Source organism: Verrucomicrobiia bacterium, assembly GCA_035577545.1.
Lineage (GTDB): Bacteria > Verrucomicrobiota > Verrucomicrobiia > Palsa-1439 > Palsa-1439 > Palsa-1439.
Map to the genome: position 1 here is coordinate 62,537 of DATLVI010000013.1, position 14,003 is coordinate 76,539.

6 protein-coding genes are annotated in these 14,003 nt (G+C 58.2%); 1 reads left to right on the forward strand and 5 read right to left on the reverse strand.

What is annotated here, in order from left to right:
• Window positions 1–17 precede the first annotated feature (17 nt).
• The 4 genes from VNL17_04505 to VNL17_04520 form a co-directional block, all read right to left on the reverse strand.
• Complete coding sequence (locus VNL17_04505) at window positions 18–3,800, reverse strand: hypothetical protein (GenBank protein ID HXI83336.1); 3,783 nt, start codon at window positions 3,798–3,800, stop codon at window positions 18–20.
• 107 nt (window positions 3,801–3,907) lie between these two features.
• Window positions 3,908–4,483: a GNAT family N-acetyltransferase gene (locus VNL17_04510; GenBank protein HXI83337.1), complete on the reverse strand. Its 576-nt coding sequence runs from the start codon at window positions 4,481–4,483 to the stop codon at window positions 3,908–3,910.
• 87 nt (window positions 4,484–4,570) lie between these two features.
• Window positions 4,571–8,161 (reverse strand): alpha-amylase family glycosyl hydrolase, encoded by a 3,591-nt coding sequence (locus tag VNL17_04515; protein ID HXI83338.1) that lies wholly within the window; start codon window positions 8,159–8,161, stop codon window positions 4,571–4,573.
• Between the two features lie 7 nt (window positions 8,162–8,168).
• The gene (locus VNL17_04520; protein ID HXI83339.1) at window positions 8,169–11,909 is read right to left on the reverse strand and encodes a hypothetical protein; all 3,741 of its coding nucleotides are present in this window, start codon (window positions 11,907–11,909) and stop codon (window positions 8,169–8,171) included.
• 161 nt (window positions 11,910–12,070) lie between these two features.
• Here VNL17_04520 and VNL17_04525 point away from each other — a divergent pair, with 161 nt between their 5' ends.
• Complete coding sequence (locus VNL17_04525) at window positions 12,071–12,745, forward strand: hypothetical protein (GenBank protein ID HXI83340.1); 675 nt, start codon at window positions 12,071–12,073, stop codon at window positions 12,743–12,745.
• On the opposite strand, the gene VNL17_04530 is transcribed toward VNL17_04525, so the two are convergent.
• Window positions 12,708–13,925 carry a glycosyltransferase family 4 protein gene (locus VNL17_04530; protein ID HXI83341.1) on the reverse strand — a complete coding sequence of 406 codons (1,218 nt, stop codon included), beginning with the start codon at window positions 13,923–13,925 and terminating at the stop codon, window positions 12,708–12,710. The two genes, VNL17_04525 and VNL17_04530, sit on opposite strands and share 38 nt — an antisense overlap.
• Window positions 13,926–14,003: the final 78 nt, after the last annotated feature.

Genomic DNA, 14,003 nt, shown 5'->3' on the forward strand with positions numbered 1-14,003 from the left:
GACCGGGAGATTCCTCGCTACGGCGACACCAGATGCACGCGATAGAATCGTCCCACCACTGCGGTTGTGTCCGTCGTGGACGTTGACGGCCCGCTGGCGGTGATGTCGGGGCCGGCCACGTCGGTGAACGCTCCCGTCAGTGTGTCTGTTGACTGCAGGTGGTAGGTCTTGCCATTGACACTGTCCCACGTGATCGTATTGACGTTGCCAACGCGGGTGATGCTGGTGATTCGCATGATCGAAGCGCTATTCGTGGGATCCGTGCCGGCCATGAATTCCTGCGAGTTCGAGAGGCCGTCACCGTCGGAATCGGCATTTGCCACGCTCGGGTCCAAGGGATTGAATCCGTATTGCAGCGACCAGTAATCAGGGATCCCATCGCCGGCATAACTGTTCGTGCCATATGTGACGACGATCGAATTGGCCCCGGCGGCGTTATTAAAGGCGCCATGCACGTGGACGCGTCCCGTGAACGTATCATAATCCGCCCCGGGCGGCACATAGTAGGCGCCGTTGGTGACGACCATGACCGGCGGACCGCCAGCGGGGATGCGCAGATACGCGTCGTAGTTTAAAGTGCCCGCCGTGTGTTTGTTGATGTCTGCTCGTGTGTTCGAGGCGTTCTCGGTGATCGTAATGTCGAACCGTTGTTTCTCCAGCAGCATGTTGTTGAACGTCATTGTGCTCCAGCCGCTCGGTAATTTCGGCGCGAAATAGCAGGCGTGGTTGGTCGCTTGCGGCTTGTAATCGAGAAACATCATCATCTGGTCGACAAGCGTCGAGTGTGACTCCCAAACATTGGGCCAGGCAGTCTGGAGCCAGAAGCCTGGATATTTCTGGAGGCCGGTCGTCGGCGCAATCTGCTCGGAGCCCAACCCGACCGGGCCGAGTTTCGCAATGAGCTTGTCGAGCATGGCCAGGTTCGTCGTTACCAATGTCTTCCCGCCGACATAATCCTGCCAGCGTGTGTAGTATTCGCCGTACCAGGAGGATGCGAGGAACCACGGGCTGTGCAGGTACGCACCCGCAGCGGTATTCCAGTAATTATCGGTGTTGCCGTTGACGTTGTGTGCGTAGCGATCCGCCAAACCAACGACGCCGGGATAGTTCACGGTATCGTTCTCGATGAGGTTGTCGGTGTACGGTCCGCCGGTGCACGTGGCGCACGTACCAACGGCCTGGCGGCCGTTGACCCACTCGACCACATTGGTCATGCGCGGATCATTCGGCGCATAGACCTCGTAAGGAACCACCAAGCCGAGATGACTGATGTCGGCGGGTTCAACCCGATTATCAATCCGCGCGTCGATACCGGTCTTGATGCCGGTGGCGCGAGAGTGGAATGTGGTCGCCCAACTGTTGCTGCCGACGTAGGTTGCGATGTTGGCGGCGTCATTCAAACCGCGGACGATGCTGCCGTTGGAATAGATGAACAGGCCGAAGGAATCCTCCCAGACATTGTTACCGTTCATCAACCCAAAGGCGCTGAACACGTTCGCATTGCTGCAGCTGTTTTCGCTGCTGGCATTGGCGCATTGGTATGCGAGGTTCCAGTAATTCGTGAGGAATCCGCCGTCGCCGGTCGCCAGGTAATGATAATACAGGCCCCACGGGACGCTGGCAGTCTCGTCCAATTGCGGGGAGGTCCACACCTTGTATCCATCGGTTGTGTATTTTTGGTAGAAGACACCCTTGCCGCCGTCCACGCAATCATCGTCGCGGAAGGCGACGTCCCGGCACCACTTGTAGAAGGCGGCCGCTTCATTAGTGTGGCCCGTGCGATCCAACGTTACGGCGGCATACACGCCATCACGGGGCCAGACGAACGGGTACGCGCCGTTGTGGATGCCGGCGATGATCGCACCCGTCTTGGCGTCGATGTGCAGGGCCGACACGAGCAGCGATCGATTGAACAGCGAATTGTACTGAGCGCCCGGCAGGTTGACAGTAACGCCGGAACCAAGCCAGTTGGACCAGTACGCTTCGGTTGAGGCTTGCACGTTGGAAATGTTGTTGGTGTAGAACCAGTCGATCATCGGCCGGCCCCAGAAGTTGTGAGTGCCTGTGGCACCTGCGAAATCGTCCCAGGAACCGACGATCATCACGTCCACTTCGACCTTCTGGCCCGGGGGAAGCGTGACGACCTTGCCGATCCAGCCCTCTTGGTTGTCGGTGGCTGTGAAGTCGCGCCAGCTTCCATCCGCGGGCATGCCAGTTCCCACCGTAGAATTGGTCACGAGCTTCATCACAGTACCGAAATAGATGGAGCTGTTCTTGTCCCAAGGGAAGGCGAACGCCGGTGAGTACTCGGTTGTGTACCCGTTGGGATCGCAGGAACTCCCTTGCACAGGAACGGTGCGGCTGGTGTTGTCGAAGGCAACCATCGCATTGTAATTTGTCCCATTGACGGTGGTCTCCCAGTACATCGAGTCATTTGTGTTCCCACCATTGATGTTGAAATTGACGTCGTAATAGAAGTTGATGATGTTCGTCGTCGCCTGGAGATTCGTCAGGAGGAAGCGTTTGACGTAAACGCCGTAATTCGTGCGCACGCCGTCGGTGATCACAGGCAACGCGTTGGTCGTGGGACAAAAGTCGTACTGTTCGACAAGGATGTTTTTACCGCCAGCCGTGAAAAGATTCGTCGTGTACACGACGTTGTTGTCCGTCTCGTAGCGCTGGCCGATGTTAACATAGTCGGAACCGTTTGCGTTTTGCAGCCAGTAGATGTTGTTCGTGCCGGCCACAGGGATTCCGATGCCGCCCATGCCGGCGATGACGTTCATCTGACCGTTGGCCTCCTGATCAAGGCCGCCGCAACTCGGGAACTCTTCCGGTCCGCGGTAGCCTTCGTTGGCGGTACTGACACCGTGCCGGTTCCCAACGCTGGGATAATAGATGTCATAAAGCGAACCGTTCTGGTCGAGTTGGACCGTCATGTACTGGTTGCCGACGATCGCTTCTTCCTTCCAGTGATGAATGTTGCTCGCGGGATCGCTCGGATAGCCAACCCCGGGCCAGAGAATGGCGAATGATGCCACGGTGTAGGTGAAATTACTGCCGTTATTGGCGTCGAGATTCAGCGTCAGGGCATCGGCTGTGCCCGCGTTCAGCGCGCCACCCGTTGTTGCCGTGGAACTGAACACGTAATACTTCACGACCGACGCCGTCGGCAGGGCGGGGATCGTGACTGAATAACTCGTGCCGGAACCGGCTGCTTCCGTGACTGTTGACGTTGTGAAGTTGTTTGTGGTCCAACGCACGTAGATATGCTCTTCCGTCGATTTCGCGGCGCCCAAGGTGATGTTGACGGCTACGTTCTGAGCACTCGAGGGGGTCGCGGGGGACTGACCAGAACGCGCTACGGTCACGGGTCGGTTGCTGGTTTTCATGACAGCAAGCGTGGCAGTGTTGCCGCTCGGTGGATTCAGCGTGCGGAAGGAATAGTAGAAGCCGTTTTGGACCGTAATAGTCCCGTTGTTGCCAGAAATCCAACTGAACGTGGTCGTTCCGTCGATCGTAACAGTCGATCCACCCCAGTTGCTTCCGAATGAACCGTCGGCGGCCAACTTCAGCTGATATGTGCCGCTGGTAACATCACCGCCCGATGCCGCCACGAACATGACATTGGTGAACCAATCCGCTCCCGCAGGCGTGCCGGGCGGGGAGACCTTGTTCATGCGGAACGGAGGAGTTGTATTCGTGGCGTTGAAGCTGTCCCAGGTGCCGGGAATATTCATCGTGGTCCACGCCGTGGCGGTCGGCACTGAAAACGCGGTGACCAGCAGCGCGACTAACAAGACGACAATAAATCTTTCGGACCGACCTGCTAAACCGCTTGAACAACCAAAGCGCGTGATTCGAGTTTCCCGTTGCATGTGTGCGTATCCCTGTAAGCCCGGATGAATCAGCCCATGCCGGCGTATTCTTCGTCGGTAATGATGTGCCGCCCCATCAGCACGTAGTCGTGCGCGATGGCTTGCATATCCTTGACGTAATCGGGCAGAACCAGCAGGTCGCTAAATCCCAACTCCGCGAAAGCCAGCCGCGCAGCCTGTTGGTCCCCTAGAAATTCGGCTTCCAGCTTCTCCAGGCCAGCATCACTGGCGAGGTCGATCAGCTCCTGCACGAGCGTCCGTGCCAAGCCGCGACCACGATAGCCGGGATGGACCACGACGCTGATCCGGCCGATGTGACGCTTCCAGCCGCCTAGCTGCTGATGGAGAGAGGCGTCCGCAACCACTTTGTCGTCCGCGATGGCAAGCAGCGGCAGGATCTTGCCGTAGTCGATGCGCTGACACCAATCTCGAATGACCTCGGGCTCCGTGACGCGGTGCTTGAAAAGAAGCCGCTCGGTCTCGGGAACGGCGCAGAAGAACTCGTGGAAGACTTTCTCATCCGCAGCCACCAGCGGACGCAGGGTTGCCTGCAGGTTGCCCTTCAGGGTCACCGTCTTCGGATAACGCTCCAGCAGATCGTCCACTTGTTGCGCTTTTGCTCCTAACTCGTTTACGTTACCAGATTCACTTACCAACATCAAGATGCGAAATTGATTCAATCTTGCCAGCGATCACGGGACCACCTTGACCTTGTAATATTTCGTTGTGTCGGTAACTCCGGGGTCCGTGTAGCTCGTGGTTGCGCCTGCCGATGGCACAGTGCTGCCCAAGGGTGCGTAGGCACCGGCTGGATCCGTCGTGGTATAGACCTGATAGTTCTTGCTTGGTGCGCTGGTCCAGATGATGACGTTATCACCGTTCGGTTGTCGCGTAATGCCGATAACCTGTAGGGCCGAGGTGCTATTCGTCGGGTCGGTACCCGCCAGGAACTCCTGGAGATTGGTGAAGCCGTCCCCATCGGGGTCACAGGAGGCGCACGACTGGTTGTTGGTGGTTGTGCCGTTGACGTTGTTCGTTGGTTGGTTGGAGAAGTACTGGGCGCGCCATGAATCGGGGATCCCATCACCCACGCTGTCGATGACCTGACTGACGGGCACGGTGCGCGAAAGCGTTGTGAAGTGACCGGTTATGTCATTGGTCAGGCTCATATCGGTCGACGAGGTAAGTTTTCGCAGTCGAACCTGAATCAAGGCGGTGCCGTTGATGGGGATATTGATATAGTTGAATCGCCATTCCAGCGGATAGATCGTATTGAGGCCCGGGGTCGACGGTGAGATCTGGGTCGCCTGCGCCCACACCCCGGTGCCGTTGCTGTCGGTAATACGATACCAGGTTTCCGTGACCGTGCGGTCCCCGCGCACAACAACCGTGTAGTTGGAACTGGTGATCGTTTCGTTGCTGCCGGGGAACAGGATTTCACCCTGGGGTGTCGCCGTGTCGTAGTAGAATGTCTGGACGTTGAGGTTGTAGATCGACGCTCGCCCGGTCCGCTGCAGGAATGTCTTGGTGCGCAGGACGTGGAAACCCTGATCAAGCCCCGTTTGTGTGACACCATAGTCATCGTGCGGATAGAAGAAGACGGTTTGCGCATTGAAATTCGTGATCTGATAGATCGATTCCATCCGCTTCTTCAGCGTGATATCTGACGCGCTGAAGGGGAACCAAGGGCCCGCATCCGTGCGATACACACCGACCTTGTATCGAATTACCGTGCCCGATGGCATCGCCGGCAACGTGGTCTTCCACCACACCGGGGTGCCCGCGCCATCGGCGGGCCCGTTGCTATCAAAGGCCAGCGTCGCGACCTGTGTTGTACCCTTGCCAACGCCGGCGCTGCCCTCGGGATAGGGCATTCCATTGGTCGTGGAGCTTATCGTGTAATAGAGAACCGCATGCTGCGGTTGGTTGGTGTAGCCGATCTTCACCCAAACGGTAATCGGTTGGTTGGCGGCGCTCTGTGGGGCAGGGAAAAACTGGAGCGTCGGTGACCCTAATTGATTGTTGGCCGCGGGATCATGGTAGACCCAGGTGACCGTGCCCACGGAGGTATTCGGGCCGCTCCCGTTATTGACGATGAATCCGTTGGTGCCAATCGTTGCCTGATACGTTTCGCAACCGGGCGAACCAATAATGTTGCGTGATATGTCGCGGGCGGCGAACTTCTCGGCGACACGCTGCACAAAACCCATCTGTTCATAACCGAGAAACACGTCGGTAGCCACGGCTGGCGCGTTGTCCCGCTTCCCACCGGTTTGCGGGCCGAGGCCCATTTGCGAATTGATGTCGATGCCGCCATCGAGTTTCATCAGGATGTTCGCGCAGGAACCGTCCGTGTGTGCGATGAACGTGAGGTTCGACGGGTTGGTAACGAGCGGCACGGTCATCGTGTACTGGTAATCGTTGGTGGGTTGGTTGGGGATACCGTACGGGTTGAAGTTCGGATCGCCGTTTCGGCCGTCCTTGCGCGGGTAACTCACCGTGCCAACCTGTTGCCCGTTCTGCAGGATGGTGATCGGCGTCACCTGGCCGAACATCCCGTCATCCCACACCGCCGGCATTTCGGGGTTGCGCCACGAGAACGCCCAGTAACCGCCGGCGGGAGCGATAATCAGGTTGTTGCTGTCGTCGCGCAAGATGCCGTTGGTTGCGACGGTGGCCCCAAATCCTTGGGCATTGTTGAAAGTCGAATAGTTTACAAGCCGCGCGCCCACGGGGAACGTCGTCGTGTAACTGCGCGAGGCGCCGCCCGACCCGTTCTGGGCCATCATGAAAAGCAGTACGGTGCCGTCCGCGTCGGACATGCCGGTATTCTCGCGTTTATCGCGGCGCTCGTAGGCACAGTACGTTTGGTCGCTCCATTTGCCTATCTGGTCGCCACGAGCAAACAGTTGATTGATGTACAGCAGATTGGGCAGATGTTTATCACCGAATTGCCCAAGGAACGCGTTGTTGCCAATCGCCGGGAAGTACTTCCCATTCGACTGAATGGTCTGTTCTTCGTTATAGCCGTCCGTGTAAACACTCGGCAGGCCAGCGCGGGTCAGCAACGTCGCGTGCGCCGAGGTACGGTCGAAAAGGGAGATATCATTGTAGTCGTGTGTCCCGACGTGAATGAGGCTGGTGCCCACGCCGCCGAACGAGTACGCACCGGGCTGGTCGAGACCCCAGAGTCCGTTGCACCCGCCGCAGACGGACTGGAACATCTGGCTGTAAAATTCGTTGTCGTCAACGCGCATCCCGGCATCGACATATCCCTGCTGACACGTAAACGTGCAGGGATTTGGCTGGCCAAGGTCTTCGCCGAAAATCATAGCGTCGTCGCGCGGCGTCTCTGTGTTAAACAACGAGTCCCGGTGGTTGCTCCAATCGCTGTAGCCATGCGTGATATTGAATTGTTCCTGGATGCCGCCGCAGTAACCGTTATTCAGAACGTCCTTGTTGGTGGCGTATTGTTCGCCAAAGAAATAACTCGGCACGCCTTTCACATCGTCGAGACGAAACCCGTCACATTTGGATTGGTCCAGGAACCACCGCGCGGCGCGGATGAGCATCGCATTAACATCTTCGGAGACGGGCTGCCCCGCGCCGGTGAACGGATGGACGGGCTGGCCGATGCCATTGACGGCGGCGGTGATGTTCGTATCGGGATAGAATTCCGGATGGGTAGGCTGGCGGATGCCGTGAAACTTGGGATACGTGTCGCCTTCCTGGGGGCCAAAGCTGGTATTCGGGTCTTCCTGGGCGATATCGAGTCCAAAATCACTGCGATTCAATACCTGCCACTCGTTGCCATTGTAATCGATGGAATTTGGCGGCGTAGCATAGGTGCCATTGGTTTGCTGGATCAGATGGAAGTCTTCCGGCACGAAGTAGGGTTGCGTGGTGGACAGCGTACTGACCGGAGTGTCAGGAAGCGGCCCCCCATTGTGGGCCATGACGTTGTCGAAATAGACGCGGATGCCGAAACGGTGCGCTGTGAGCACCAGATTGAGCACATCATCTGACGTGCCGTAGCGAGTGACAACGTTTCCGCTGCCATAATTGAATCGGTCGAAGATGTCATAGCCGACAGAGTTCTGGCTGCCCGCTTGGAAGGGTGGCGGCAGCCACAGCGCTGTGTACCCAGCCTCCGCCAGTTCCGGCATGCGCGTGGCGATCTCGTTCCAGCTGGTGTTGAAGTACTGGAGAATGACCTCCGCGCGGGTGTGGGCCGTCCACATCAGGCCAAAGAGAAGCACGATTGTGATTTTCTTTCGATTCATGCTCGGATTAATAGCTGGCGTGGATCTTATAAAAGCGCTGAATCCCGTTCGTTGCCGACGTGTCCGTGAAGGACAGCGACGTCTGGCCGCTGGCGGTGGTGACCTGTGCATTTGGCAAATTACTCCACGTACCAGAGGGCGAGTCGCTGTACATCACTTGATACGATTTCCCGGGGACGGCCACCCACGCGATCGTGAGCCCGCCGCCGGATGGTTGAGCGTTCTGGACGCGAAATCCAATGTTCGGGTCGAGATTATCCAGGACGCCGTCGCCGGTGCTGTCGCGAATGGAAGCGACGGGAACGGCCAGGAATTCGTTGGATTCGATATTGCCGTTTCCATTACCGGATGGGGCTTGCGCCGCGAGCGCGCCGCCGTTGGTCGTGGTATAGGCGGCCGCGCACAAGTAGAGCGTCGACGGCATCGAGCCGAACGCCTGGACTAGATCGATCGTCCCCTGCATTTGGCCGGCGCTTGTCGACGCTTTGACCGCTTGGTTCGATATGGACACGGATGACCCGGTGATCGTTTGCCAACCGACGAAAGTGCCCTGGCTTTCCCCGGCCAGCATGACCTTGGTTGATGGAATGGCAATGAGTCCCGCTTTCGCCCACTGCGCGGCAGTCGTGGGTGAACCCAGGATTTGATCGGATACCAAAACGAAATGATCGTTGTTGCTGTTGCTGCCGGAAGAATTCCCCGGTGACCACGTCGCGACATACAAAACCGTGCCACGGATGGCGGCATAGAGGGTCATACCCGGCGCAGTCAGCAAGTATCCAGGATAATTGCTCGCGCTACCGTTCAGGACAAAGGCCGGTAGGGGCCCGGCCAACGTCGTCGCGCAACTGGAAGATGAAAAAGTTGATCCACCCGCGCTGTTGGTCGCGGCGATCGTGTAGCAGTAGGTTGTGTTCGGCGCCAGACCGCTGCTCACGTAGGAGGTTCCCGAAACAGTCGCAATTGGATTGCCTCCCCGGGCAACGATGTAGGACGTAGCACCCGCCGATGAGGACCAAGCCACGCTGATCTGGTTCGTGGCCAGGGCAGTGGTCGTTACGTTGATTGGGGTAGGCGGCGGGTTGGGCAGCGAATTGGTGGAGGTTGTTGCGCACACGGGAAAACTTTGCGCCGAGAGGCCCGCTGAATTCGAGGACGCGACGGTGTAGCAGTACAGCGTGTTTGCCGACAGTCCGAGATCGTTGAACGCGGTGATGACTGTTGTTCCGATCTGCGTGCCGCTCCGGTACACCACATAACCGACGGTGTTGGAGGTCGCTGGCCAGGTGAGATCGATTTCAGACGAACTGACAGCGGTCGCCGTAACATTCGTTGGCGTGGGAGGAGGCGGTGGTGGCGGACCGCTCGTGACCGTGAACTTATAATCCTGGCCACCGTTGTTGTCCCAGGTACCGGCCCCATTATTGGCATCGCAATCGAGTTGGGTCGCGGTGCTCGGAACGGTCGTGGTGTAAACCCAATTGTTGGAGGCAGCATTAAATGTCAAAGCCGCATCCGGCGAGACCACTGTGGCCCAGTTGTTCCAGCCGAGATGGATGTAAACCTGGCTCGCGCTGGCAATCGGCCCGCCAACGGCACTGTAGGTGATCGTGACCGGGCTGCCCGCCACGGGAGTTGTCGGCGAAACGCAGAAACGGCCGATACAGCCGGATCCGCCTCCGCCACCGCCGCCCGCACTATTCGTTGGCGTCGGGGAAACGTAGACGTGTTGAATCGGCGAGTTGTACGAGTTCCCCTGGCTGTCCGTCGCACTCACGTAGTAATCGACGTACGTGTCGGCCAACCCGGTGACCTTGGCGTAATAGTAGTCGGCGATGTATTTCGGCGGCAAAAGGGTATTCTGCGGCGCCACCGAACGCATCGTCATGGGAAGCGGGACCCACGCGGCTGTGTCCGCACCGCCCGCGTACGTCTTGAACTCGTCCTGCACTGGCGGACTGTTGCTGCCATTCGAGCGGTAGAGCAGCGTCACATTGGTGATTCCCGAGACGTCATAGGCGTACGTCCAGACCCAAAAATCCGTGTTGGTCGGAGTAAATTGCTTGTAGGAATACTGGACCCCAAAATTGACCGTGCCGGGGTTCCAAGGATGCCGCTGGGGGATGAAAACTGTCGGCGGCGTTGTGTCCAGTGCCGGGTTCGCCGCAAGGATGGAATCGACGTTTCGGCAGGCGTTCGACTGGGCGATCACCGGTCGCCAGCATTCGTCCGCGTGGCAGCCGTAGTACACGAACCCGCTATCGAGCCCGCCGAGATAGTAGTGCCAGCCAAGTTCCACGGCTGCGGGCGTCTGGCCGAAACTACCCGGATCGCGAATTTGATCGATACGATTGGTGTAACCCGTGAGCGCGTTCTGGATCTGTTGCGCCGTCTTCACGCGGTTTTCAGTTGCGGTGTGGACGCGCCAGACATCCGCCTTGTCGCTGACACCAATGCTGGGGTCAACGACGTTGATGCTGTTCGCCGTATAACTGGGCGGCCAGTGCCAGTTGATCATGATCGGTGAACCAAAATCACTGTCGGCAAACTCCCACCCGCCATCCTCAACGTGAACAACGTCGGTCGCGCTTGGTGGGAACTCCGAGAGGAATTGTTCGACCGTGGTGGGCTCGTACCCATCCGCTGCTGCCTGATTGGCGTATTGGGGAACCCACTCATTGTAATACGAGTAGCCGCCGCTCCAGGCGTTGTCGCCGTCATGAGAGAAGAGGAAGAAGCAGGGTTGGCTGGGATTGTTGCGGGCCGCAATGGGGCTGATAAGACCCACGTCCCACGTGCTGTAACTGTCCTTCCAGCTGAGCGCCTGGTCGGCCGGGATGACCATGATGGTCGAGGCCGCGCCGGTGTTGGGGTCTACGTAGCGCGCATAATGCACCTGGTACGCAAACGGCATCGCCGCCGCCGGCGAGACGCCGCGGTCAATCGAGAGGCGTTGGTAGTTACTACCGCCCGCGGCCGGGTTCAGTTGGTCCGCTTTGTTGGGAACATCGCAATTCTCGCCGCCGGAACCGGCCACGTATGGAAAATCGGCGCAGGAACGCGAGAGATGGCTGTTGGCAACCACGCTCCAGGCGATGCCCAGCTTGTTCAGCACCGGAATGATGCGTTCGCTGAAGCATGTTTCCGCGGGGAAGAATCCCCGTGAAACCTGACTGTTGGGCGAGTTCCAGATAATCTGCTGATGGCGTTGATGGATTCGGATATCCATCTCCAGCGTTTCGTCGCTCACGAACGGCGCGATGCAATGGTGGTAGGTGAAGTTGGTCAGATCCAAGCGGGTCTTGCCCCCCGTGGTCGTCGAGGTACGCGCGGTCGAGTTGTACGAGTTCCAGTTCGACGCGTACCACATGTTGTGCGCCGCCAGGCTCTGCACGTTTTCCATCAACGCGCCCGAGTAATTCACCTGAACTCCCGCTTTCCCGAGATTGCTGATATCGCCAATCGTGACACCGGGCTGTTCCTGATACGCATGGAGCCGATCTGAAAGACTGAATACGCCCGTCAAGTCGGTGTCGCTGGGGTGTCCATTGCCAAACTGCAAGGTGTCATAGGCGTTTTGGTAATGGTCGGTTGAGTGGTCGCCGGGTGACTGGTCGGGCCAGTAGATTGGCTGATGCAGATGCCACAGCCAGCTGGTGTGAACGCTGGTATTTGCCGAAGCCAACAGGCAGGTGAGTTGTAAGGCGACACCGAACCAGATTAGGGCGCGACACTTTAAGATCTTCATCAATATCCCGTCGTGAGGTTCAGGCCGCAGAAAACCGCTTTACTAGGAGTAATTAATACATTTTTGACGTCCAAATTGCAAGCTGAATCGCCGAAGACGGTCTTAACACCTATTGCCAGCGCCATTGCTGATACTGGGTTCGTTTGATAGGTTGACCTACAATGATATTTCGAAAGCACGCCCCTAGTTTTTGGAGTTTGGCATTCGTCTGCCTCACCGCATTCACGGCCAGCGCGCAAACGAATTCCACCCCCAAGCCGATCATCACGGAAGACACCAAATTCGCCGCGCTTGCCACAAAATTGCAGACAAAAAGCGTGGATTTCGATCACATCTTTCAGGATCTCTGCCAGATGGTCATTACCAATGTTAATGCCAACGCCAAGACACGATTGGATGATCAGGTCCGAGCGATGTTTGGCGGACTATGGTTGTGGTGCCGCAACGGCGGCACGCCGGAATTCCAAGGACAGAACGACAAAGCCATGCACTTTATCGGTGGCGGCGCGTTCGAAGGTTACTTTGACGTCGGTCGCTCGGCGGCAATCATCAAAGAAGAAGTTGATCGCCAGGACCCCAATAACTATTTCGACCTCGACGATATGGCGGCCACGATGATGGGGGCGCGCTGGGTGGATATCGCCACAACCGAGAATGCCAAGCAGGCGCGGGCGTGGGTCGAGCTTTGGGCTTCGGGCAAGAGCACGCTGTCGCGCTCATTGCCCAAACTGCGTTGGGGACACATCGAACCTGGCAAGGACGCACCGCCGGAAAAGGTGAAGGCGGTGCTAGAGGCCGTCACGAAGGCGATTGTGCCGCCGGAAGTTCCGCAATAGCGGTCAGCAGCGCCGCCAATTTCTCAGCTGCCGATGAGGATTCGCGCACGGCCGCGCCGGTCTTCGCCGTCCGCCCCTGCGTGATCAACTTGCCAAGAGCATTTGCCAACGCTCTGGAATTGGCGCAATCCACGACTTCTCCCTCGGCGCCGTAATGGTGGTGCGAGATCACCCGACATTCCGCTCCCAACGCCTCCGCAATTGTCAGCCCGTAACTTTCATGCTTGGAAGGTGAAACAAAGATGTCCGCGCGTTGTAGCAGCGCCGCCTTCTGCGCACCGGTCACGTGCCCGGTAAACTCCACGCGCGCGGTCGTGACCCGCGCCGCGAGCCGTCGCAGCTTCTGTTCATACGCGCGCCCTTTCATGTATGCCGGCCCGCCACAGATGAACACCCGCGCCTTCTTGTCCGTGGAACCGAGATAGGGCAGGGCGGCCAGCAAACGCTCGATTCCTTTCTCCGGTGACAATCGACTGAGCGTGATGATGACGATCTCGTCGTCCGAAACATCGAGTTGGTAGGGCGCGACCGCCGGGCGCGCCGAATCCTGCGCCGCAATATTCCCCCATGGCAACACCGCAATCTTCTCCGGCGCGCACCACGGGTAACACCGCAAGATCACATCTCGCATCGGCGCCGAGGGCACGACGATCCGTGCGCTGTACCGCACGCACTGATACTGCTTCTCAAACACCAACTTCAACACGTCCGGCATAACGCCAAACCAACGAAACCGCGCCGCCGTTTCCGGTCGGATCAACCCCCGCAAATAGAACCGCGTGAAGTATTCAACCACATCCACATGAAAGATCGTCACGAGGCGATACCCGTGCTCGCCCAGCACCGTGAAGTCCGGCCCTTCGCTAATGTCATTGCAAAGGACCACGCATTGCTGCGGGTCACGCTTTAGGATCTCGCTCGTCGTCGCCCGCTCGAACTCCCGACAGAACCGCGCATATTGGAATTCGCTCATCTCCGCGAGACGGTAGGGCGCGACCGCCGGGCGCGCTGCTTCCCGGTGACCGAGGCCCACCGACTTCGGACTCAGCACCGCAAGCGGAAACGAACTCAGTTTGTGCCACTCACGAATCAAATAATCCGCAACCGCTTTCCCACCACCGAGCGGTTCCGAATCTGGAAATTGCGCATGGGCGGCGGAGTAGAGAATCTCAACATTCACAAAGAATGTTTTCTCCGGTCATTCCGAGCTTGTCGAGGAATCTCTGCCTTTTTCTCGGAACGGAACGACAGAGACCCT